The organism is Kineococcus rugosus, from assembly GCF_050871975.1.
Taxonomy (GTDB): domain Bacteria; phylum Actinomycetota; class Actinomycetes; order Actinomycetales; family Kineococcaceae; genus Kineococcus.
Map to the genome: position 1 here is coordinate 45046 of NZ_JBJLSJ010000018.1, position 23096 is coordinate 68141.

Consider the following 23096-nt stretch of genomic DNA (forward strand, 5'->3'; position numbering starts at 1 on the left):
CGGGAGCCCCCGTGCGTCCAACGGGTGGAAGAGCAGGACGCACGACACCGGAGGTCGGACCGACATGAACCGCCGCACCACGCTCGCCCTGACCGCAGCGGCCGCTCCCGCCCTCGCCCTGGGCCTGGCCGCCTCGACCGCCAGCGCCGACCCCGCCGCCGGGGCCCCGCCGCAGACCGTCCAGGCCGTCACCACGGCCGTCACCACGAGCCCGGCGACGGCCGCCGTCCCCGCCGACGGGTACGCCGTCACCGACGTCCGGGTGACCGGGGACGTGGCCGCGGCCACCCTCGAACCGGCCGACCCCGCCGCCCTCGACCCCGCCACCGCCGTCCTGCGCCTCGACGGCGGCACGTGGACCGTCGTCGACCTCGGCACCGCCGGCGTCGGCTGCGACCTGCTCACCCCGGCCCAGCAGGCCGGGCTCGCCCTGACCTGCTGACCGGACCGGGCCGCGTGCGGGCCCGGTGACAGCCGGTAGCGTCGGCGCGTGTTCACGCGCGCGACCCCCGGCCGTTGGCGCACCCGGCTGGCGGAGATCGTCGCCGGTGACGTCCCCTCGCCCGAGCTCCCCGTCGAGGGCGGCCCGACGCGGGCAGAGGCGCTCGAGGCCCTCGAGGCCCTGGCCCGGATGGCCGAGGCCCTGCTGTCCGCCGGCGCCTCGGCCGCCGACGTGACCGCCCTGACCCTGCGGGCCGCCGCCGGCGCCGGGCTGCTGCACACCCAGGTCGACATCAACTACACCGCCGTCATCGTCTCCACCGCCGGCACCGACCGCGTCCCCCTCACCTCGGTGCGCGTCGTCAAGGTGCGCGCCAGCGACTACTCCCGGCTCGCCGCGCTCTACGAGCTCGCCCACGCCGCCGGCGACGGCCTGCCCCCCGCCGAGATCGACACCCGGCTGCGGCGGCTGCTGTCCCAGCGCCGCCCCTACCGGCCGTGGGTCTCCGCCGCCGGCAGCGTCGGTCTGGCCGCCTCGGTCGCCGTCACCCTCGGCGGCACCGTCGCCGTCGCCGTGGCCGCCGCCCTCGTCACCTGCCTGCTGCAGGTCGTGCTGTCCTCGCTCAACCGCCGCGGGCTGCCCGCCTTCTTCCAGCAGGTCGCCGGGGCCGCGATCGCCACCGCCTGCGCCCTGGCCCTGCTCGTCACCGGCCCCCACCTGCCCGCGTGGGTCGGGGACCTGCCACCCTCCCTCGTCGTCGGGTCCGGCATCGTCGCGCTGCTCGCCGGGCTCTCCCTGGTCGGGTCCGCCGAGGACGCGATCTCCGGGTTCTACGTCACCGCCGGCGCCCGCGCCTTCGAGACCGTCCTGCTCACCACCGGCCTCGTGCTCGGCATCGCCGGGGTCCTCGACCTGGGCCAGCGCGCCGGCATCACCCTCTCCCTCAGCTTCTCGCCCGGGCAGCCGTACCCGCTGCTCGTCCAGGTCCTCGCCGGGGCCGTCGCCGCCTCGACCTGGGCGGTCTCCGGCTACGCCGGGTCCCGCGCGGTGCTGCTCGCCGCCCTCGCCGGCGCCACCGCCACCGCCACCGCCGGGGTCTGCGCGCAGCTGGGCCTGGGCCCGGCCGCCTCCGCCGGCGCCGCCGCCCTGCTCGTGGGGTTCCTCGCCGAGGGCACCGCGTGGCGCTGGAACGTGCCCGGCCTCGTGGTGTCCGTCTGCGGCATCGTCCCGCTGCTGCCCGGGCTGGCCATCTACCGGGCGATCTTCTCCCTCGTCGGCGGCGGCACCTCCGCCGGCCTCGCCCAGCTCGTCACCGCCTTCGGCACCGCGCTGGCGCTGGCCGCCGGCGTCGCCCTGGGGGAGTTCTGCTCCCAGCCGCTGCGCCGGGAGTTCGACCGCATCGAGCAGCGGGTGCGGCGCCGCTCCCTCAACCGGCAGTTCTGAGGACCGCCCTCCCGGGCGGCGCCCGCCGCGCGGTCGTGTCGCAGGGGTCGGGTAGGAAGGGCACCGTGCTCCACGTCCACCGCTCCGAGAGCCCGGCCGCTCTCGTCGCCGGCCTCGCCGACGTCCTGCGCCGGCCCGCCGCCGGCGCCGACCCGTTCACCCCCGACGTCCTGGCCGTCGGGGCCCGCGGGACCGAGCGCTGGATCGCGCAACGGCTCTCGCACCACCTCGGCGCCGGACCCGGCGGCGACGACGGCATCTGCGCGCGGGTCGAGACCCCCTCCCCGGCGCAGCTGCTCGACGGCGTGGTGGCCGACGTCCTGGCCCGGACCCGGCCCGAGGTGGCCGGCGCCGTCGACCGGTGGGCCCCGGACGCGCTGACCTGGCACGTGCTGGAGGTCCTCGACGGGATCGCCCCCGCCGACGGGCCGGCCCCCGACCCGCGCCCGGAGTTCGCCGTCCTGCGCCACCACCTGCGCGCGGTCGAGGGCGAGGACGTCCCCCGGGTCCGGCGGACCGCGGCCGCGGCCCGGCTCGCGGGCCTGTTCGCCCGCTACGGCGCGGCCCGCCCGGCGCTGCTGGCCGACTGGGCCGCGGGCGGGCGCGAGGTCCCCGACGACCTGCGCTGGCAGCCGGAGGTGTTCCGCGCCGTCCGCGAGCACGTCGGCCTGCCCGCCCCCGCCGAGCTGCTCGACGACGTCTGCTCGGCGCTGCGGGCCGACCCGTCCCTGACCGGTCTGGGCGGGCGGTTCGGGGTGTTCGTCGTGACCCGCCTGGCCCACGCCCGGCTGCGCGTGCTGGCCGCCCTCGCCGAGCACCGCGAGGTGCACCTGTTCCTCCAGCACCCCAGCCCCGCCCTGTGGGCGCGCGGCACCGCCCCCGACGGGCTGCGGCGCGCCCCGCACGCCGAGCGCGCCCAGGCGCAGGTGCGCCACCCGCTGCTGCTGTCGCTCTCGCGCGACGTGCGGGAGCTGCAGGCGCGGCTGCTGGAGGCCGCGCCCGGGTTCGTGGACGTCCACCACCCCGCGCCCGCCCCGCCCCGCACCCTCCTGGGCCGGCTGCAGGACGCCCTGGCCCGCAACGAGGTGCCCGCCCCGGCGCCCCTGCCCGAGGACGACGCGTCCGTGCAGGTCCACGCCTGCCACGGCCGGGCCCGCCAGGTCGAGGTGCTGCGCGAGGTCGTCCTCGGCCTGCTCGACCGCGACCCGACCCTGCAGCCGAGGGACGTGCTCGTCATGTGCCCCGACGTGGAGACCTACGCCCCCCTCGTCCAGGCCGTCTTCTCCACCGACTCCCACCCCGGCGGGGCCCTGCGCGTCTCCGTCGCCGACCGCTCGGCCCTGCAGACCAACCCGCTGCTCGGGCTCGCCGCCCGGGTCCTCGTCCTGGCCCAGAGCCGGCTGACCGCCAGCGAGGTCCTCGACCTCGCCGGGACCGGCGCCGTCCGGCGCCGGTTCGACCTCGACGAGGAGGACCTCGAGCAGCTGCGCGAGTGGACCGTCGACGCCGGCGTGCACTGGGGGCTGTCCGCGCAGCACCGCTCGGCGTGGGCCCTCGGGCAGGTCGCCCAGGGCTCCTGGCGCGCCGGGCTGGACCGCCTCCTGATCGGCGTCGCCGTCGGCGGCGCCGGCGAGGACCACCTCGTCGGCGCCCCCGGCGCCCAGGTGGTCCCGCTGGCCGACGTCGAGTCCTCCCGCGTCGACCTCGCGGGCCGCTTCGCCGAGCTCCTCGACCGCCTCGACGCGACCGTGGCCCGGCTCGCCGGGCGGCGCAGCGTCGCCGCGTGGTGCGAGGTGCTGCTCGACGGCGTCCTCGACCTCGCCGACGTCACCCCCGACACCGCCTGGCAGGTCACCCAGCTGCGCCGCGAGCTGGGCGCCGTCGCCACCGACGCCGCCCGCGCCGGGACCGCCGAGGTCGGGCTCGCCGACGTCGCCGCCCTCGTCGCCGAGCGGTTCGCCGGACGGCCCCAGCGCGCGAACTTCCGCACCGGCGCCCTGACCGTCTGCACGCTCACCCCGATGCGCTCGGTCCCGCACCGCGTCGTGTGCCTGCTCGGCATGGACGACGGCGCGTTCCCGCGCGTCACCGCCCCCGACGCCGACGACGTCCTGGCCCGCGACCCCCACCTCGGCGACCGCGACCCCCGCAGCGAGGACCGCCAGGTGCTGCTCGACGCGATCTGCTCCGCGCGCGACACCCTCGTCGTCACCTACAGCGGCCGCGACGTCCGCACCGGCGCGCCGCTGCCGCCGGCCGTCCCGGTGGGCGAGGTCCTCGACAGCCTCGAGGCCGCGCACCCGGGGGCGCGCGGCCGCGTCGTCGTGCAGCACCCGCTGCAGCCCACCGACCCGAAGAACTTCACCCCCGGCGCCCTGGGGCGCCCCGGCGCGTTCAGCTACGACACCAGCGCCTACGCCGGGGCCCGCACCGGCACCGGCGAACCCGCCGCCCCGCCGCCGTTCCTACCCGCCGGGCTGCCGCCGGCACCCGCGGCCGACCTCGACCTGGACCAGCTCGTGCAGTTCTTCCAGCACCCCGCCAAGGGCTTCCTGCGGCAGCGCCTCGACATCGCCACCGCCACCCGTGAGGAGGAACCCGACGACGCCCTGCCCGTCGAGCTCGACGCCCTGCGCAAGTGGGCGGTGGGGGACCGGGCCCTGACCGCGCGGCTGCGCGGCACCCCGCCCGCCGACATCACCCGCCTGGAGACCGCCCGCGGCGACCTGCCGCCCGGGGCGCTGGGGGACCGCGTGCTGCGCGAGGTCGGCCCCGTGGTCGACGCGATCGCCACCGTCGCCGCCGAGTTCGGCCCCGCCCCGGGCGACCCGGTGCCCCGCTCCGTCGACGTCGAGCTCGACCTCGACGTCCCCGGCGCCGGGCCGGTCCGGCTCACCGGCAACGTGCGCGGCGTGCGGCCCGTCCGGCCCGGCGGCCGCGCCACCGGCGAGGTCGCCGTCACCACCACCTACTCCCGGGTCAAGGCCAAGCAGACCGTGCGCGCCTGGATCGAGCTGCTCGCCCTGTCCGCCGCCCACCCCGCCACGGACTTCCGCGCCGCCGTCGTCGGCCGCGGCGCGCAGGGCACCGTCGCGGTGGTGACCCTCGGCCCCGTCCCCGCCGACCTCGCCCGCGGCGCCCTCACCGACCTGCTGGAGCTGCGCTCCCACGGCCTGCGGACCCCGCTGCCGCTGCCCGTGGAGACCGCCATGGCCTACGCCCTCGCCGCCTGGGGCGGCCGGCCCGCGCCCGCCCGCCGCCGCGCCGCCGAGCAGGCGTGGGTCTCGGGCTGGTCCTTCCCCAAGGAGGACGCCGACGAGGAGAACGTGACCGTCTGGGGCGCCGGGGCCGGCGTGGACACCCTGCTCGACTGGTCGCCGCCGCCGGGCTGGCCCCCGGCCGCCCCGCCGACCTTCGACGCCGCCGTGCAGCGGCTCTGGGAACCGCTGCTGGGGACCTACCGGGCGGAGGAGCGGTGAGCGCGCCCACCTTCGACCTGACCGGCCCCCTGCCCACGGGCACGACCGTCCTGGAGGCCAGCGCCGGGACCGGCAAGACGTACACCATCGCCGGGCTCGTCACCCGGTTCGTCGCCGAGGGCCGCGCCGCCGTCGAGGAGCTGCTCGTCGTCACCTTCGGCCGGGCCGCGACCGCCGAGCTGCGCGACCGCGTCCGCGAGCGCCTCGTCAGCACCCGCGACGCCCTGGCCGACCCCGAGGCCGCCCGCACCAGCCCCGACGCCGTCGTGCGCCACCTCGCCGCGGCCGACGTCGAGCGCCGCCGCGCCCGCCTCGGCACCGCCCTGGCCGGGTTCGACGCCGCCACCGTCGCGACCATCCACGAGTTCTGCCGGCAGGTCCTCACCAGCCTCGGCACGGCCGCCGACGTCGACCCCACCGCCACCCTCGTCGAGGACGTCGACGACCTCGTCGAGGAGGTCTGCGACGACCTGTACGTGCGGTTCGCCGTCCGCGCCGGCGCCGACGCGCCGCCCTTCGACCGCGACGTCGCCCTGCGCATCGCCCGCGAGGCCGTCGGGCGCCCCGACGCGCGCATCGCCCCCCGGGGCACCGCGCCGAACACCCCCGAGGACCTGCGCGTCCGGTTCGCGCAGGGCGTCCGGCGCGAGGTCGCCGCCCGGATGCGCTCGCGCCGGGTCATGGGCTTCGACGACCTCCTGACCCGCCTGCGCGACGCCCTCACCGACCCCACCGCCGGCCCGACGGCCTGCGAACGCCTGCGGCGCAGGTACTCCGTCGTGCTCGTCGACGAGTTCCAGGACACCGACGCCGTGCAGTGGGACGTCCTGCGCACCGCCTTCCACGGCCAGGACCGCCCGCTGGTCCTCATCGGCGACCCCAAGCAGGCGATCTACGCCTTCCGCGGCGCCGACGTGGGCTCCTACCTCGACGCCGTCGCCGTCGCCGACGCCACCGCGACCCTCGGCACGAACTTCCGCAGCGACCCCGCCGTCCTGGAGGGGACGGCCCAGCTGCTGCGCGGCGCCGCCCTCGGCGACGAGCGGATCGTCGTGCACCCCGTGCGGGCCCACCACCCCCGGCCCGCGCTCGTCGGCCCGGACGGCGCGGCCGACCGGTCGCCCGTGCGGCTGCGGGTCCTGCGCCGCGACGGGCTGCCCGTCACCGCCCGCACCGGCGTCCCCGCCGTCGCCGACGTGCGCGCCGCCGTCGCGCGCGACACCGCCGACCAGGTCGTCGCCGTCCTCGGCGAGGGGCTGCGGGTCCGCCCCCACCGCGGGGGGGACGAGCGCGACCTCGCCGCCGGGGACGTCGCCGTCCTCGTCCGCACCGGCGCGCAGGCCGTCCTCGTCCAGGAGGAGCTGCGCCGGCGCAACGTGCCGTGCGTGCTGTCCCGCGGGCCCAGCGTCTTCGCCACCCCCGCCGCCCGGGAGTGGCTGTGGCTGCTGGAGGCGGTCGAGCAGCCGCACCGCGCACCCCGCGTGCGCCGCGCCGCCCTGACCAGCTTCGTGGGCCGCACCACCGCCGACCTCGACGCCGGCGGGGACCACGCCACCGACGACCTGTCCGTCCAGCTGCGCGAGTGGGGCGCCCTGCTGGCCGAGCGCGGGGTCGCGGCGACGTTCGCCGCGCTGAGCGAGCAGCACCGGCTGGCCGCCCGCCTGCTGGCCGTCGAGGGCGGCGAGCGCCGCCTCACCGACCTGCGGCACATCGCCGAGGTCCTGCACGGCGAGTCCGCGCTCAACCCCGGCGGCGGGGTGTCCAGCCTGTTGTCGTGGCTGCGGGGCCGGGTCGAGGAGGCCGCCGGCGACAACGACCGGGAGCGCTCGCGGCGCCTGGACACCGACCGCGCCGCCGTGCAGATCGCGACCGTGCACACCAGCAAGGGCCTGGAGTACGAGGTCGTCTGCGTCCCCTACGGCTGGGACTGCCCCGGCGGGGGGTCGTCCCGGGACCGGCTGCCCGTCGCGCACGTCCCCGACGGCGACGGTGGGGGCCCGGCGACCCGGGCCCTGCACGTCGGTGGCCCGGCCGCCCCCGGCTACGACGCCCACTGCCGCGCCGCCGACACCGAGGACCTCGGCGAGGAGCTGCGGCTGCTGTACGTCGCGCTGACCCGCGCGGTGTCCCGCCTCCTCGTCTGGTGGGCCCCCGCCACGAACACCCAGCGCGGCGCGCTGCACCGGCTGCTGCTCACCGACGACCCCCACCGCATCCCCGAGAAGCTGCCGCTGCCCACCGACGACGCCCTGCGCGCCGTCCTGGCCGCCCGGTTCCCCGCCGGCGGCGCCGTGGCCGTCGAGGACGTCCCGCGCACCGCGCCGCTGCGCCGGCGCCCCACGCCGGTGGCGGCGGGCACCGCGCTGGAGGTCGCCGCGTTCGGCGCCAGCGTCGACACCGGCTGGCGGCGCACCTCGTACTCCGGCCTGACCCGCGGCGTCCACGACACCCACGGGCCCGGCCGCGCCGTCCTGTCCGAACCGGAGGTCGAGGCCACCACCGACGAGGCCGACGCCGAGGCGAGCGGCCCCGTGGAGGCCCCCGACCCGCACGGCTGGCGCGAGGTCCCCTCACCGCTGGCGGACCTGCCCGCCGGGACCGGCTTCGGGACCCTCGTGCACGCCGTCCTGGAGGGTTTCGACCCGGCGGTGCCCGACCGTCCCGCCCACCTCGCGGCCCTGGCCCGCGACCAGTTCGCCCCCGCGCTGGCCGAAACGCTCGCCGCGGCGCTGGACCCGGTGCTGCGCACCCCCCTCGGGCCGCTGGCCTCCGGGCGCAGCCTGGACGGCTTCGCCGTCGGCGACCGGCTCGCCGAGCTCGACTTCGAGCTGCCGCTGGCCGGCGGCGACGACGCCGGCCCCGGCGGCTCCCGCCTCGGCGACCTCGCCGCGCTGCTGCGCGCCCACCTCGACCCCGCCGACCCGGTCCACCCCTACGCCGACCTCCTGGAGGACCCCGCCCTGGCCGCGGAGGACCTGCGCGGGTACCTCACCGGCTCCATCGACGCCGTCCTGCGCGACGGCGACCGGTACCTCGTCGTGGACTACAAGACCAACCGGCTCGCCGGGCCGGGGGAGCCGCTGACGGCCTGGCACTACCGCCGCGAGGCGCTCGACGAGGCCGTCCTGGCCGCGCACTACCCGCTGCAGGCGCTGCTGTACTCCGTCGCCCTGCACCGGTTCCTGCGCTGGCGGGCCCCCGGGTACGACCCGGCGACCCACCTCGGCGGCAGCCTCTACCTGTTCCTGCGCGGCATGTGCGGGCCCGGCACCGCCCCCGGCCCCGACGGCGTCCCGCCGGGCGTGTGGTCCTGGGCGCCGCCGGCCGCCCTCGTCGTCGCCGTGTCCGAACTGCTCGCCGGGAGGAACGCGTGAGCCTGCCCGACCCCACCGCCGAGGTGGACCGTTCCGCCACCGTGGCCCGCACCGCCACCGGGCTGCTGCGCGAGGTCAACGAGCTCGGCCTGCTGCACGCCGCCGACGTCCACGTGGCCCGCCGGCTCGGCGCCGTCGCCGGGGAGCACGACGAGACCGTGCTGCTGGCCGTGGCGCTCGCGGTCCGCGCCGTGCGGCACGGCTCGGTCGTGCTGCCGCTGTCCCGGGTCGACGAGCTCGTGCCCGAGGACGCCGACGACTCCGGCGCCGTCGAGCCGGTCCCGGTCCGCTGGCCGGACCCGGACGCCTGGCTGGAGGCGCTGCGCCGCAGCCCGCTGACGGTCGAGCACCCGCCCGGCACCGTCGAGGAGGACCGGTCCGCGCCGCTGCACCTGGTGGGCGACCGGTTGTGGCTGGACCGGTACTGGCGCCAGGAGCTGGCCGTGGCCCGGGACCTGCGCGCCCGCAGCACCGCCGTCGCGCCGTTCGACCCCGGCGCCGCCGCGGCGGTCCTGGACCGGCTCTGGCCCGGGGACGGCCTGCCCGGCGGGGCCGACGACCAGCGCGCCGCGGCCGCGGTGTGCCTGGCGCACGGGGTGTCGGTGCTGGCCGGGGGACCGGGGACGGGCAAGACGACGACGGTCGCGCGGCTGCTGGCGGCCGTGCGCGCGCTGTCGCCCGGGACCGTCCGCGTCGCGCTGGCCGCCCCCACCGGCAAGGCCGCCGCGCGCCTCACCGAGGCCGTCGTGGAGGCCGCGGACACCGGCGGCGTGTTCACCGACGCCGAGCGGGAGTTCCTGCGCGGGGTCAGCGCCTCGACCCTGCACCGCCTGCTGGGCATCCGCCCCGGGTCGGTGCGGGCCCGCTTCGACGCCGGGCACCGCCTCCCGCACGACGTCGTCATCGTCGACGAGGCGTCGATGGTGGGTCTGGGCGTCATGGCCCGGCTGCTCGCCGCGCTGCGCCCCGGGGCCCGGCTGATCCTCGTCGGGGACCCCCAGCAGCTGGCCTCGGTGGAAGTCGGCAACGTCCTGGCCGACCTGACCGCTGACCTCACCGCGGGCCGGGCCGGGACGCCGCACGGCGTCTCGCACCTGAGGCGCACCCACCGGTTCGCCTCCGGCGGCGGGATCGCCGCCATCGCCCAGGCCGTGCGCGAGGCCCGCGCCGAGGACGTCGTGGACCTGCTGCGGGCCGGCGGGCCGGACGTGGAGTTCCTGGAGGTGCCCGACGCCGAGGTGGTCTCCGGCGCGGCCCTGGACGTCGTGCGCGCCGACGTGCTGGAGCGCTCGCGGGCCGTGGTGGAGGCCGCGGCCGCCGGGGACGCCGACGCCGCCCTGGCCGCGCTGGAGACCCACCGGGTGCTGTGCGCGCACCGGCGGGGGACGCGCGGGGTCTCGCACTGGGGGGCGCTGGCGCACCGGTGGGCCGTGGAGGAGCTCGGGGTGGTGCCCCGCACCGACGGCCGATACGTCGGCCTGCCGGTGATCGTCACCGCGAACGACCCCGGCACCGGCGTCTTCAACGGCGACACCGGGGTGGTGCTGGACGACGGCGGGATCCTCGTCGCGGCGATCGCCCGCGGTCCCGGGCCGCTGCGGGTACCGCTGGCGCGGCTCGCCGCGTTCGAGCCGGTGCACGCGATGACGGTGCACCGCAGCCAGGGGTCGCAGTTCGAGACCGTCACGGTGCTCGCCGCGCCGGAGCGGTCCCCGCTGGCGACGCGGGAGATGTTCTACACGGCGCTGACGCGGGCCCGCAGCCGGGTGCGGGTCGTGGGGTCGGCGGCGGCCGTCGCGGCCGCGGTCAACCGGCCGCTGGCCCGGGCGACGGGTCTGGCGGACCGGTTGCAGGACCGGTGAGGTCCGCGCGGGCCTGGCGGGCCACCTCGCCGGTGATGCGGTCGACGACCGCGGCGAGGTCGCCGTCGCGGGGCGGGGGAGCGGACCGCGCGGCGGTCGCGTAGGCGGCGGGGTCCTTGTCGCCGGGCGTGGAACCGGTGCGCCGCAACGCCTCGGTGAACCCCGCCCAGCCGGCCAGGGCCGCTTCGAGGTCGCCGGCCAGGACGTGCACGGGGACGCCGGTGAGGGCGTCGCGGACCCGGCGGGTGCCGTGGTGGGCGCGGTGGTGCTCGTCGTCGCCGTCGAGGACGACCGCGGCGACGTCGACGCCGTGGGCGCGGGCCACGGCCACGGCCAGCGGCAGGACGTGCTTGCCGCCGACCGCCAGGACGGGGGTGTCCAGCAGCGCCCCGAACACGGCGGCGTCGGTGGCGCCCTCGACGAGGACGACCCGCGGGCCCGTGAGCGCCGACGCGAAACCCGCCGGCAGCGCGGTGTGCGCCAGCCGGCGGGCTCGGTTCGTGCTGATCCCCAGGGAGGCGGCGACGCGCGCCACCACCTCCTCGGGGATCACGGCTCGGGGGGGGTCAGCCGACCTTCGGCTTCTCCTCGGCCTTGGGGTAGATGTCCGTGTTCTGCGCCGGGGTGATCAGCGCGTCCTCCGGACGGGTCTGGTTCAGCGCGACCGACTGCGGCGGCAGGATCGCGTGCAGCGCCCAGTCGGTGAGCACGCGGATGCGGTTGCTCATCGCGGGCAGCGCGTACAGGTGGTAGCCGCGCGCGACGATCTTGGCGGGCAGGCCCGTCATCTCGATGCCCAGCGGCTTGGCGACGGCGGTGCCGCCCCCGAGGTCGGCCACCAGGCCGAGGTCCTTGTGGATGTAGTCGGCGGCCTGGCCGATCCCGAAGGACGCGGCGATGTTCTTGCCGGCCTGGGTGCCCTGGCGCTGGGCGTGCTGCGCGGTGGGCGGGGTGATCGGCTGCGGGCCGTCGGCCGGCTTCGGCTTGGCGAGGTCGGGGACCGCGGCGGCGTCCCCGGCGGCCCAGACGTCGTCCGCACCGGCGACGCGGAACTTGGCGTCCACGACGAGGCGGCCGCGGTCCAGCGGCAGGCCCAGCGTGCCCATGAGCGGGTTCGCCATGATGCCCGCGCCCCAGATGAGGGTGCGCGAGGGCACCGGGGTGCCGTCGGTGAGGTTGATGACGTTGCCCTCGACGCTGGCCACGGAGACCCCGAGGCGCACGTCGATGCCGCGGCCCTTGAGGGCCGACAGGGCGTACTGGCCCAGGCGCGGCCCGAGCTCGGGCAGCACCGCCGGGGCGACGTCGATGAGCAGCCAGCGCACGTCGCGCACGTCGATGCTCGACCAGCGGTCGGCGACGCGGGAGAGCCAGCGGTGGGTCTGGGCGACGATCTCGGTGCCGGTGTAGCCGGCGCCGACCGCGACGACCGTCATGCGCTCGGCGCGCTCGGCGTCGAAGCGCGGGTCGTCGGGCAGGCTGTCGGCCGCGTCGAGCTGGGAGATCAGGTGGTCGCGCACGAACGCGGCCTCGGTGATCGTCTTGACGCCGCGGGCGTTCTCGGACACGCCCGGGATCGGGAACCGGCGGGTCACCGCACCGGGGGCCAGCAGCAGCTTGTCGTAGGAGAGCACCTGGGTGCCCTCGGAGACGACGCCGCGCTCGCTGCGGGAGATGGTGATGGTCTTGGCCTCGGGGTCCACCGAGGTGGTGTGCCCCACGACGAGCTTGTGGCGGGGCAGCGCCTGCCGCAGCGAGACCGCGACGTGGCGGGGCTCGATGACGGACGCGGTGACGTCCGGCAGCAGGGGGCTGTAGGTGAGGTGGTCAGTCGGGCTGACGATCACCAGCTCCGCCGTGGAGGCCGGAAGGAGCTTCTCGAGCTTCTTGCCGGCGTAGAGGCCGGTGAAGCCACCCCCGACGATGACGACTCGCTGTCGATCGACCATGTGGCACCCCATTGTCATTGTCTGTGGCTCGCCGGGACGTGGTTCCCGCTTCGGTCGACGATTCTCGCACTCGCGACCGCGAACGTTCACGCGGGTGCGCACCGCGGGCGCGCACCGGGGCGTGAGCGGGGCGTGAGCAGGACGTGAGCGCGGGGTGATCGAGGGGTGGCCGCGGTCACGGACCGTCGGCGCCCGCCTCCAGCTCGGCGACGACCGGGCGCCGCATCCCGAGCACGGCCGTCGTGACCCGCTGCGCCCGGTCGGGGCCGGGGTCGGCCAGCTCGTGCAGCCGCCGCGGCACGACCTGCCAGGACACCCCCCACGGGTCCTTCAGCCAGCCGCACCGGCCCTCGGCGCCGCCGCCGTCGAGGACCACGTGCTCGCGGCCGTCGAGGGTGGGGGAGACCGTCAGCGGCGCCCGTCCGGCCCGCCGGGGCCGGTGGAGGTGGTCCGCGAGCCCGGGAACAGGAAGTCGCAGCGCTGCGCCGCGCTCAGGCCGTCGTGGTCGAACCACGGGCAGGGGACCGTGGTGCTCACGTCGTCACCTCCCGCTCGACCAGCGCTCGCACCGGGCACTCCCGCAGGTGGTCGTCCACCACGCCGCAGGCCTGCATGGCCGCGTACGCCGTCGTGGGGCCCACGAAGCGGAAGCCCCGGCGCTTGAGCTCGGCCGCCAGCGCCGCCGACCCCGGCGTCGAGGCCGGCACGTCCGCCGGGCTCGCCGGGGCGGGCCGCGGGCCCGGGGCGAAGGACCACACCAGGTCCGACAGGCTCTCCCCGGCGGCCCGCATCGCCAGCACGGCGCGGGCGTTGGCGACGGTCGCGGCCACCTTGAGCCGGTTGCGGATGATCCCGGGGTCGGCCAGCAGCCGCTCCACGTCGGCCTCGCCGTAGGCGGCGACGGCGTCCGGGTCGAAGCCGTCGAAGGCGGCCCGCAGCGTCTCGCGCCGGCGCAGGACGGTGATCCAGCTCAGCCCGGACTGGAAGGCCTCCAGGCTGATCCGCTCGTACAGGGCGCGGTCGCCGCGCACGGGCCGGCCCCACTCCTCGTCGTGGTAGCGGGCGTACAGCGCGTCACCGGTGCCGAAGCAGCGGAAGGGTTCGTCAGCGGGCACGGGCCCACCGTGGCACGGGCCTGCGACACGGGGCCGCCGGTGCGGGCCGGGTACGGTCCCGGGGTGACGATCCTGGTGCTGAACGGACCCAACCTCGGCCGCCTCGGCAAGCGCCAGCCGGAGGTCTACGGGACCACCACGCTGGCCGACGTCGACGCCCGCCTGCAGCGGCTGGCCGCCGACCTCGGGGTGCGGGTGGAGCTGCGCCAGACCGACGCCGAGCACGAGATGCTCGCCTGGGTCCACGCCGCCGCCGACGCCGGCGACCCGGTCGTGCTGAACCCCGGCGGGTGGACGCACACCTCGGTGGCCCTGCGCGACGCCTGCGCGGAGCTGACCGCGGGCCTGGTGGAGCTGCACGTCTCCAACGTGCACGCGCGCGAGGACTTCCGCCGGCACTCGTACGTCACCCCGGTGGCCACGGGCGTCATCGCGGGCCTGGGCACCGACGGCTACGAGCTCGCCGTCCGCTTCCTGGCCGCCCGTGTCGGATCCGGCGCGTAGGCTCGCGCCGGAGTCGTAGGGCGATCAGCTGGGAGCAATCGTGGTCGAGCACATGAAGTGGTGGGGCTGGGGCGTCGAGGGCGTCGCGTTCCACCACGAGGACAAGCCGAACCTGGCGCCGTTCGCGCTGCGGATGGCCGGCATCGACTTCAACGCCCCGCCGGTCCAGGTCCCGGACCTGTCCGAGCTGCACGTCCCGGCGTCGCAGGCCCCCGACACGCTGCGCAAGGCGTTCGTGGAGGCCCTGGGCGAGGAGCACGTCCACGACGACGACCTCGACCGGGTCGTCCACACCTACGGCAAGTCGATGCGCGACCTGGTGCGCATCCGCCGCGGCGACTTCGGCCGGCTGCCCGACCTCGTGCTGTACCCGGGCACCGAGGCCGAGGTGGAGGCCGCGCTGCGCATCGCCCTGGACGCCGACGCCGTCCTGATCCCCTTCGGCGGCGGGTCCAACATCGTCGGCTCCCTCGAGGCCCCCCGCGACGAGACCCGCCCGGTGCTCTCCCTCGACCTGGGCCGCATGCGCGCGGTCCTGTCGCTGGACGAGACCGCGCAGACGGCGCGCATCCAGGCCGGGGCCCTCGGCCCGGACCTGGAGGCGCAGCTGAACGCCCGCGGCTGGACGATCGGGCACTTCCCCGACAGCTTCAAGCACTCCACCCTCGGCGGCTGGATCGCCACCCGCTCCTCGGGCATGCAGTCCGACCGCTTCGGCGACATCGCCGACATCACCCGCGCCGTGCGCGTGGTGACCCCCAAGGGGGTCGTGGCCACCGCCGAGGTGCCCGTGCAGTCGGCCGGCCCGAGCGTGCGCGAGATGGTCCTGGGCAGCGAGGGCCGGCTCGGCGTCATCACCGAGGCCACCGTCCAGGTGCACCGCCAGGCCGAGCAGCGCGAGATCCAGGCCTACTTCTTCCCCGACTACGGCAGCGGCCTGAAGGCGATGCACGACATCGCCGCCTCCGACGCCTCGCCCAGCATCACCCGCGTCTCGGACGAGATGGAGACGCAGTTCACCCTGGCGACCTCCAAGAAGGGCAGCACCCTCGGGCAGCTGCTCAACAAGGGCGTGCAGCTGTACGCCAGCAAGCGCAAGGGCTTCGACCTGTCGAAGATGTGCCTGTCGTTCATCGGGTTCGAGGGGTCGGCGCTGCACGTGCGGCGCAACAAGCAGCTCGTCGGCGAGATCGTCAAGAAGCACGGCGGCTTCGGCGTCGGCTCCGGTCCCGGCACGCTGTACGACCAGAAGAAGTTCGACACCCCCTACATCCGCGACTTCATCCTCGACCGCGGCGCGTACGGCGACGTGTCGGAGACGTCCTCGTCCTGGACGACGCTGAAGGCGCTGCACGACAACGTCGTGGCCGCCGCCAACAAGGCGTTCGCCGAGGTCGGCATCAAGGGGTTCGTCTTCTGCCACCTCTCGCACAGCTACCACTCCGGCGCGTGCCAGTACTTCACCTTCGCGTTCCAGCCGCCGACGGACCGCGACGGCCTGGAGGCCTACGACACGATCAAGGGCGCCATCCAGCAGGCGTTCATCGACAACGGCGGGACGCTGTCGCACCACCACGCCGTGGGCCGCGAGCACAAGCGGTGGGTCGGCGACGACCTGTCCCCGGCGGGGGCCGAGATCGTCGGCGCGCTGTTCGCCGGCGTCGACCCCGGCCGCAACCTCAACCCGGGCGCCATCGTCGACTGAGCCGTCCGGAGGGCATTCGAGGCCGTGATCGACCGATAACCGGTAGTGTCCCCGCCAGAGCTGGACGGGGGGACACCGTGGGAGAACCGGTCGATCACGGCGGTGGCCGGGACGAGGACGGGCGGACCGCCCGCGCCGCCCGGGTGCTCGCCGTCCTGCGCGACCTGTGGGGGGACGAACCGCCCCCCGGGCAGGACCCCGACCTCGCCTGGCTGGTCGACGCCCTCGCCGTCGACGACGCGCACGGGCGGGAGAACGGGTACCTGGTGCGCGGCGACGCCATCACCGTGACGTCGCTGGCGCACTGGCTCACGTCCCCGCAGTTCCCCGACGAGCAGACCGGCGCCTGGCAGTGGGACAGCGCCACCGGCCGCGTCCAGCTCGACGAGCTGGCCGGCCGGGTCCTGGGCGTGGTGGGGGGCGGGCCGGTCGGCTTCCAGCGCCTCCTGCGCGACGTGCACCCCGGCGACCGGGCCCAGGTCGAGCAGGCGGTGCACCGCGCCGCGACGACCGGTGAGCCGTTCCACCTCACCTTCCGCGGCCGTTCCCCGCAGGGGGAGTGGCTGTGGCGCACCAGCGCGGGCCGGCGCGTCGCGGCCACCGACGCCGGCACCGTCCTCGTCGGGTTCATCACCGCGCACCGGTCGGCGCTGCCCGTGGAGTGAGCCTCCCCCGCAGCGAGCGAGCGGGCCGGCTCAGGCCACCAGCAGGTCCGCCCACACCGTCTTGCCGTCACCGCGCGGGGCGACCCACCACCGGTGGGCGACCACCTCCACGATGCCCATCCCGCGCCCACCGGTGGCGTCCTCACCCGGGTCGCGCGGCTGCGGCTGACGGGTCGACCCGTCCTCGACCCCCACGCACAGCACCGCGCCGGAGACGTCGTGGCGCAGGGTCAGGGCCGTGGGGGAGCCCGTGTGCAGCACCGCGTTCGTGACCAGCTCGCTGACCACGAGCTCGGCCTCGTCGCACGCGCCGGCCAGCGCCCACTCGGCGAGGGTCGTGCGCAGGTAGTCGCGGGCCACCCGCACCGCGCGGGTGTCCGGGGGCAGCACCAGCCGGGCCTCGCGGGTGTCCGGGTCGGGCCCGGAGTAGTCCACGACGAGCAGCGCCGCGTCGTCGTTCTTGGTCCGCTCGGCCGGGGCGAGCACCCGGTCCGCGACCGCGTCCGCCGGCTCGGCCGCCGTCGCGGACAGCGCCCGCGCCAGGACCTGCTCCCCGCCGTCGGTCGTGCGGGGCCACTCCACGACGCCGTCGGTGTAGAGCAGCAGCCGGCTGCGGCCGACCAGCCGGTGCCGGGTCTGGGCGAACACCGGCTCGGCCGTGACCCCCAGCGGGGGACCGGGGTCGACCTCCAGGGCGCGGACCGGGCCGGGCGCGAAGAGCAGCGGGGCCGGGTGCCCCGCGCTGGCGACCACGACCTCGCCGGTGTCCTCGTCCAGGGCCACCAGGCAGCACGTCGCGAACAGGTCCCCGTCGAAGGAGTCCATGAGGCGGTTGGTGCGCTCGAGGACCGCCGACGGCTCGTGACCCTCGGCGACGTAGGCCCGCACCGCCGTGCGGACCCGCCCCATCAGCGCCGCGGCCTCGGCGTCGTGCCCCTGCACGTCCCCCATGGCGAACACGAAGGTGTGCTCGGTGCGGATGGCGTCGAAGAAGTCACCGCCGACCCGGGCGCCGTCGGTGCCGGGCAGGTACCGCGACGTGAGCTGCACCCGTTCGCTGGTCGGCAGCCGGTGCGGCAGCAGCGCCTGCTGCAGGGCGTGCGCGGTCTCGGCGGTCGCCCGCGTCCGGATGAGCTCCTGCTCGTGGGTGGCCAGGTGCCGGGCCCGGCGCTCGCGGTCGAAGATCGAGACGACCAGGGTCGCGAGGTCGGCGAGGTCGGCCCGCTGGGTCTCGGTCAGCTCCTTGGGCGAGGAGTCGTCGAAGACGCACAGGGTGCCGAGGGCGAGCTGGTCGGGGGTCAGCAGGGGCGCGGCGGCGTAGCTGCGGATGGTGCCCAGGGTGCCGTCGACCCAGGGGTTGGCGACCCAGCGGGCGTCGCGGCGGGCGTCGGGGGCGTGGACGAGACCGCCCATGCCGAGGGCGTAGTAGCACATCGAGTCGGTGCGGGCGCCGATCCCGCGCTCGAACCCCTCGGCGGCCAGCTGCCGCTGGTACTGCTCGTCGATGATGTTGACGACGGCGTTGGGCAGCCCGGTCAGGCGGGTGGCGAGCCGGACGACGGCCTGCAGCTCCGCCGGCGGGGGTGCGGCGACGTCGACGTAGTCGCGCAGGGCGGCCAGTCGGGCCGCCTCGTCCGGTGCGGTTCCCCCGTTCGCGGCGACCACCTCGGTGGTCCGTACCGAGGTGGCATGGTTCACAGCTCTACGTTACTCCGCGACTACGTAGAGTGTTCTAGAAAGCGCGGATCAGGCCCCGCGCGTGGGGTGGCGGCGGGCCGCGCCCGACGGCATCCGGTTCCACACCGTGCTCACCAGCCCGCGCGGCAGGACGTCCAGCACGGCCGAGACCGCCTTCCACCGCTTCGTCGGCACGCTCACTGCCCGGCCCGCGAACAGGTCGTCCAGGGAGGCGTCCACGACGTCGTCGATGTCCAGCCAGATCCGGCTCGACAGCGCCGACCGGCCCCCCGACGCCATCCCCGACCGGGCGTGGAACTCGGTGCGCACGTACCCGGGCTCGACGACGGTGGCCCGCACGCCCGTGCCGCGCAGCTCCCCGGCCAGGGTCTCGGTCAGGACGATGACGTACGCCTTGGCCGCGGAGTAGTGCCCCCCGCCGGGCACCAGCCCGGCCACCGACCCCACGTTCAGCACCCACCCGCGCCCGCGCGGGACCATCGCCCCCGCCGCGGCCCGCGACAGCACCATCACCGCCCGGCACAGCACGTCGAACATCCGCTCGTGGTCGGCGGGGTCCCCGTCGAAGAAGCGCTGCCGCAGGCCGAAGCCGGCGTTGTTGACCAGCACGTCCACCGGCGCGGTGGTGCTGCCCACGCGCTCGGCGACCCGGCCCAGGGCGGCCCGGTCGGACAGGTCGGCGACGAGCACCTCGACGTCCACCCCGAAGTCGGCGCGCAGGGTCGCGGCCGTGCTCTCCAGGCGCCCGGCGTCGCGGGCCACGACCACCAGGTCGAACCCGCGGCCGGCCAGCGACCGCGCGTAGGCCGCCCCCAGGCCGGCGGTGGCCCCCGTGACGAGGGCGGTCGGACGGGAGGACGGGACGCTGGTCACGAGGGGCGAGCCTAGTGAGTGCCCGCCCCGACCGGTCGACGCGCCGCCCACGAGCGCTGGGCGAGCAGGCACACCAGCGCCGCCGCGACGACGGCGGCCGCGGCCACGGCGAGCGCGGCCCGGGCCCCGGCGGCGTCCAGCACGACCCCGGCGACGGCGTTCCCGACGGCGGCGCCGGCCGTGATGGCCGTCGACAGCCAGGCCTGCGCCTCGCCCAGCCGGTGACCGGGGGCGAGCAGGTCGACCAGGCCCTGGGCGGCGATGAGGTTGGGGGAGATGAACAGCCCGGTGGCGAACAGGACCACCACCAGGACCGGCAGCGGCACGCCCTCGCCGGCGGCCGCGGCGACGGTGAACAGCAGCAGCCCGAACAGCGTCAGCGTCACCAGCAGCCGCCGCCGGTCCGGGCTGCGCCAGTCGCGGCTGCCGTAGAGCAGGCCCCCGAGGGCCGAGCCGCCGGCGATGGGTGCGAAGAGCACCCCGAGCCGGTCGGCGGACCCCAGCAGGTGCTCGGCCAGGCCGATCATCGAGACGTCGAGGATGCCGAAGCCGATGCTCATCACGGCCATCACCACCATCAGCAGGACGAAGCCGGTGCTGTGCAGCAGGGCCGCGCCCGCGCCGGGGGCGTGCTCGTCGGCCGGGCGGCGCGGCACGTGCGCCGCGCCGGGGGAGCGGGCGTAGACGAGGGTCCCGCCGACGAGCAGGGCGACCGTGACGAGCAGCGGCAGCGGGACGAACCCGAGCAGCAGCAGCACGCTCAGCAGCAGCGGGCCGCCGACGAAGATCGTCTCCACGGCGGCCGCGTCCAGCGCGTAGCCGCGCCGCCGCCGCCGCTCGTCCTTCACCACCGCGCGCCACGTCGAGCGCATCGCCGGGCTCAGCGGCGGGAAGGCCGCCCCGGCCAGCAGGGCCAGGACGGGCAGCACCGCGGCGGGGACGGCGGTCCACACGGTGGCCCCGGTCAGGGCCAGCAGCAGGAACCCGCTCAGGCTCGCCGAGGGCACCAGCACGCGCGGCTGCCCGAGGCGGTCCATCGCCCGGCCCCACAGCGGGGACCCGACGGCCAGGCCCACGGCGAACAGACCGGTGACGATGCCGCCGAGGGTGTAGTTGTCCCGGGTGGTGCGCACCAGCAGGACCAGGCCCAGCGGGGCGGTCGCGATCGGGATGCGGGCCACCACCGAGGACACGAACGGTCTCGCCACCAACGGATCGCGCAGCAGCGCGAAGTACCCCGACATGCCCACCGGTTCCTCGTCGTCGACCGCTGCTGTGCGATCGTTCCCAGTTCTCCGGGGGAAGCTTGTCAGACGGGCCAGATCCGCGCGCAGTGACCACCGGCACCGCGTGCCGATTCCAGGGCGGCGAGCGCCTGCCGGTGGGCCTCGGCGCCGGTCAGCGCCCGCTGCGGGGCCAGGCTGGCGCCGATGCTCACCGACATCGCGGGGTGGTCGTCCACGGCGAGCTCCACGGCCATCAGCAGCGCGTCGGCGACCCGCTCGACGACGCCCTCGCTGCCGGCGCGGGGCAGGCCGGTGAGCAGCACCGCGAACAGGTCGGGGGCCAGCGGCAGCCAGCGGTCGACCGAGCGCACGGCCCGCCGCATGCGGCGCACGACGGCGTCCCGCCCCCCGCGCCGGCAGGTGCCGTCGACGCCCACGAGCAGCAGCCCGGTGCCGGTCCCGGCCCGCCGGTCGCCCTCGAGGGCGTCGGCGAGGAGGCCGGGGAGGAGGTCGCTCAGCGAGGCCGTGCGCGCCGGGGCCGGCGGTGCGGGGCGGTGCGGGGGGCGCTCGCCGGTCAGGACGTCCTCGACGAGGTCGGCCACGAGGTCGGCGTCGTGGCTGACGACGAGGGCGTGCTCGCCGGGGCCGGTCCCGGGGAGGGTCAGGACGACCGAGGCGGTGCGGGGGGACAGGACGGCCAGGCCGTGGCCGTCGAGGTCGCGGTGGGCGCGGACGGCGGCCGGGCCGAGGTCGGCGGCGTGCCGGCGGGCGCCGTCGCCGCCCAGGGAGACCAGGACGGTGGGGTCGGGGTCGTGCCGGGCGCGCAGCCGCAGGTGGGTGAGGGCCTGCTCGGCGACGTCGGCGCCGGCGGGACGGGCGGCCGCGGTGAGCCGGTCGGCCGGGGCGGGCCGGGCGGCGGTGGCGCGCGGCAGCGGCCCGCCGGTGGGCACCGGCAGCGCGGTGAGCACGTCCCCGGGCCGGGCCGCGTGGGCCACGGCCCAGCCCTGGAGGAGGTCGGCGCCCAGCGCGAGGGCCCGGGCGCGGTCCTCGGCGTCCTCGACGGACTCGGCCAGGACGCGCGCGCCGGTGCGGGCGGCGTGCGCTCCGACGAGGGCGCTGACGGTGGCGACCTCCTCGGCGGTGCGCCGGGCCAGCAGCCGCAGGTCCAGCTTGACGACGTCGGGGCGCAGCACGGGCAGCAGGGCCAGGACGCCGGGGTCGGCGCCGACGCCGTCGAGGGCGACGCCGAAGCCGGCGGCGCGGGCGCGGCGGGCCAGGCGCAGGCCCGCGCCGGGGTGGGCCAGCAGGGCGGCGGCGTGGACGTCGACGACGACCGGGACCGGCGCGGCGCCGAGGTCGGCCGCCAGGCCCTCCAGGGAGGAGTTGAGGAACAGCGTCCAGGGGGCGGCCAGCCCGAGGGCGGCGGCGTCGCGCAGGGCGGTGCGGTGCGCGGCGCGGTCCAGCTCGGCGACGCGGCCGGCGGTCGCGGCGGCGCGGAAGAGGTGCGCGGGGGTCGACAGGCCGGAGTCGGCGGGGCCGCGGACGTAGGCCTCGAGGGCGACGGGACGACCGGTGGCGGCCTCGTGCACGGGCTGGAAGACGGTGCGCAGGGTGCCCTCGCGCAGGATCGCGTCCAGCTCGGACGGCGTGGGCGCAGGGCGCGGCCCCGGGGCGGTCGGGGTGCTCAGCGCGGTCATGGTCGCGTCATCGGCAGGTCCGGCCGCGACCTTGAGCCGTCCGGGTGAACGACTACGGACGGTGACGTCCGGTGGGGTGCCGGCGGCCCCGCGATCGTTCGACATGGTCGAACGGGTGGCGTTGACGCAGGGGGGCCTCCCTCCTACCTTCACGACCACGGCGCAAACGCCGTGAAACTCGACTCAACGTGGAGTTCCCCATGTCCCACAGCAGGTCCTCGGAGGCGGCACCGGCGCGCCCCGTGCCCCGCACCCCCACCCTCACCGGCGAACTCCTCGCGGAGTTCGCCGGCACCGCCGTCCTCATCCTGTTCGGCGTGGGCGTCGTCGCCCAGGTCGTCGCCGGGCAGAACGGCGACAACGACTCCATCCACTGGGCCTGGGGCCTCGGTGTCACCTTCGGCATCTACGTCGCCGGCCGCACCACCGGCGCCCACCTGAACCCCGCGGTGACCATCGCCCTGGCCGTCTTCCAGGGCTTCGCGTGGAAGAAGGTCCTGCCGTACTCGGTGGCCCAGTTCCTCGGCGCCTTCGTCGCGGCCCTCATCGTCCGCTGGGTCTACGCGGGTCCCATCGACGGGGTCGACCCCGGGCACACGTACGACACCCAGGGCATCTTCTCGACCCTGCCCGGCACGAACGTCACCATCGGCGGTGCGTTCCTCGACCAGGTCGTCGGGACCGCCATCCTGGTGTTCCTCATCTTCGCCGTCACCCAGGCCAAGGCGATGCCGCCGGCGGCCAACCTCGCCCCCCTCATCGTCGGCCTCATCGTCGTCGCCATCGGGTTCGCGTGGGGCAGCAACGCCGGGTACGCCATCAACCCCGCCCGCGACTTCGGTCCCCGGCTGGCGTCGTTCGTCACCGGGTACTCCACGGCCATGCGCGAACCGGGCGGCTCGTTCTACTTCTGGGTCCCGATCGTGGCCCCGGTCCTCGGCGGCCTCATCGGCGGCGCCCTCTACAAGGTGCTGATCGAACGCCACCTGCCCGACGCGGACGTCGCGGAGCCCGAGGGCCGCACCCACACCGACGCCTGACCACTCGACGAGGAGAGACGGACC

General features: G+C 76.8%; 18 protein-coding genes. 9 read left to right on the forward strand and 9 right to left on the reverse strand.

Features of this window, described 5'->3' with window-relative positions:
* The first annotated feature begins 64 nt into the window (after positions 1 to 64).
* The 5 genes from ACRYM6_RS12090 to recD all read left to right on the forward strand — a co-directional run bounded on the left by ACRYM6_RS12090 (position 65) and on the right by recD (position 10600).
* Positions 65 to 442 carry a hypothetical protein gene (locus tag ACRYM6_RS12090; protein WP_432543122.1) on the forward strand — a complete coding sequence of 126 codons (378 nt, stop codon included), beginning with the start codon at positions 65 to 67 and terminating at the stop codon, positions 440 to 442.
* 48 nt (positions 443 to 490) lie between these two features.
* Positions 491 to 1885: a threonine/serine exporter family protein gene (locus tag ACRYM6_RS12095; RefSeq protein WP_432543123.1), complete on the forward strand. Its 1395-nt coding sequence runs from the start codon at positions 491 to 493 to the stop codon at positions 1883 to 1885.
* 65 nt (positions 1886 to 1950) lie between these two features.
* On the forward strand, positions 1951 to 5364 hold the full coding sequence (gene recC / locus ACRYM6_RS12100) for an exodeoxyribonuclease V subunit gamma (RefSeq protein ID WP_432543124.1): 3414 nt from the start codon (positions 1951 to 1953) through the stop codon (positions 5362 to 5364).
* Complete coding sequence (locus tag ACRYM6_RS12105; protein WP_432543125.1) at positions 5361 to 8738, forward strand: UvrD-helicase domain-containing protein; 3378 nt, start codon at positions 5361 to 5363, stop codon at positions 8736 to 8738. The genes recC and ACRYM6_RS12105 overlap by 4 nt, the downstream gene beginning before the upstream one ends.
* Positions 8735 to 10600: an exodeoxyribonuclease V subunit alpha gene (recD, locus tag ACRYM6_RS12110; protein WP_432543126.1), complete on the forward strand. Its 1866-nt coding sequence runs from the start codon at positions 8735 to 8737 to the stop codon at positions 10598 to 10600. The genes ACRYM6_RS12105 and recD overlap by 4 nt, the downstream gene beginning before the upstream one ends.
* Here recD and ACRYM6_RS12115 read toward each other — a convergent pair.
* From ACRYM6_RS12115 to ACRYM6_RS12135, 5 genes are all read right to left on the reverse strand, one after another.
* Positions 10545 to 11135 (reverse strand): OLD family protein, encoded by a 591-nt coding sequence (locus ACRYM6_RS12115; RefSeq protein WP_432543127.1) that lies wholly within the window; start codon positions 11133 to 11135, stop codon positions 10545 to 10547. The two genes, recD and ACRYM6_RS12115, sit on opposite strands and share 56 nt — an antisense overlap.
* A 31-nt stretch (positions 11136 to 11166) precedes the next feature.
* On the reverse strand, positions 11167 to 12549 hold the full coding sequence (locus tag ACRYM6_RS12120; RefSeq protein ID WP_432543128.1) for an NAD(P)/FAD-dependent oxidoreductase: 1383 nt from the start codon (positions 12547 to 12549) through the stop codon (positions 11167 to 11169).
* A gap of 175 nt (positions 12550 to 12724) precedes the next feature.
* Positions 12725 to 12925, reverse strand: a complete 201-nt coding sequence (locus ACRYM6_RS12125) for a VOC family protein (RefSeq protein WP_432543129.1) — start codon at positions 12923 to 12925, stop codon at positions 12725 to 12727.
* A 32-nt stretch (positions 12926 to 12957) separates the two neighbouring features.
* Complete coding sequence (locus ACRYM6_RS12130; RefSeq protein WP_432543130.1) at positions 12958 to 13086, reverse strand: hypothetical protein; 129 nt, start codon at positions 13084 to 13086, stop codon at positions 12958 to 12960.
* Positions 13083 to 13664: a DNA-3-methyladenine glycosylase I gene (locus tag ACRYM6_RS12135; RefSeq protein WP_432543131.1), complete on the reverse strand. Its 582-nt coding sequence runs from the start codon at positions 13662 to 13664 to the stop codon at positions 13083 to 13085. The genes ACRYM6_RS12130 and ACRYM6_RS12135 overlap by 4 nt, the downstream gene beginning before the upstream one ends.
* Positions 13665 to 13727: 63 nt before the next feature.
* Between ACRYM6_RS12135 and aroQ the strand changes: the two genes are divergently transcribed.
* The 3 genes from aroQ to ACRYM6_RS12150 all read left to right on the forward strand — a co-directional run bounded on the left by aroQ (position 13728) and on the right by ACRYM6_RS12150 (position 16538).
* Positions 13728 to 14168 carry a type II 3-dehydroquinate dehydratase gene (aroQ, locus tag ACRYM6_RS12140; RefSeq protein ID WP_432543132.1) on the forward strand — a complete coding sequence of 147 codons (441 nt, stop codon included), beginning with the start codon at positions 13728 to 13730 and terminating at the stop codon, positions 14166 to 14168.
* A 40-nt stretch (positions 14169 to 14208) separates the two neighbouring features.
* A complete protein-coding gene (locus ACRYM6_RS12145; RefSeq protein WP_432543133.1) occupies positions 14209 to 15873 on the forward strand; it encodes an FAD-binding oxidoreductase in 1665 nt (554 codons plus the stop codon).
* Between the two features lie 77 nt (positions 15874 to 15950).
* Positions 15951 to 16538: a PAS domain-containing protein gene (locus tag ACRYM6_RS12150; RefSeq protein WP_432543134.1), complete on the forward strand. Its 588-nt coding sequence runs from the start codon at positions 15951 to 15953 to the stop codon at positions 16536 to 16538.
* Between the two features lie 30 nt (positions 16539 to 16568).
* Here ACRYM6_RS12150 and ACRYM6_RS12155 read toward each other — a convergent pair whose 3' ends face one another.
* The 4 genes from ACRYM6_RS12155 to ACRYM6_RS12170 all read right to left on the reverse strand — a co-directional run bounded on the left by ACRYM6_RS12155 (position 16569) and on the right by ACRYM6_RS12170 (position 22032).
* Positions 16569 to 18236, reverse strand: coding sequence for an ATP-binding SpoIIE family protein phosphatase (locus ACRYM6_RS12155; protein WP_432543135.1), 1668 nt, complete (start codon positions 18234 to 18236; stop codon positions 16569 to 16571).
* A 48-nt stretch (positions 18237 to 18284) separates the two neighbouring features.
* Positions 18285 to 19109, reverse strand: a complete 825-nt coding sequence (locus ACRYM6_RS12160; protein WP_432543136.1) for an SDR family NAD(P)-dependent oxidoreductase — start codon at positions 19107 to 19109, stop codon at positions 18285 to 18287.
* An 11-nt stretch (positions 19110 to 19120) separates the two neighbouring features.
* The gene (locus tag ACRYM6_RS12165) at positions 19121 to 20353 is read right to left on the reverse strand and encodes an MFS transporter (protein ID WP_432543168.1); all 1233 of its coding nucleotides are present in this window, start codon (positions 20351 to 20353) and stop codon (positions 19121 to 19123) included.
* A gap of 65 nt (positions 20354 to 20418) precedes the next feature.
* Positions 20419 to 22032, reverse strand: coding sequence for an EAL domain-containing protein (locus ACRYM6_RS12170; protein WP_432543137.1), 1614 nt, complete (start codon positions 22030 to 22032; stop codon positions 20419 to 20421).
* Positions 22033 to 22232: 200 nt separating this feature from the next.
* Here ACRYM6_RS12170 and ACRYM6_RS12175 point away from each other — a divergent pair, with 200 nt between their 5' ends.
* Entirely contained in the window at positions 22233 to 23072 is an 840-nt protein-coding gene (locus tag ACRYM6_RS12175) for an MIP/aquaporin family protein (RefSeq protein ID WP_432543138.1), read from the forward strand.
* The last annotated feature ends 24 nt before the right edge of the window (positions 23073 to 23096 follow it).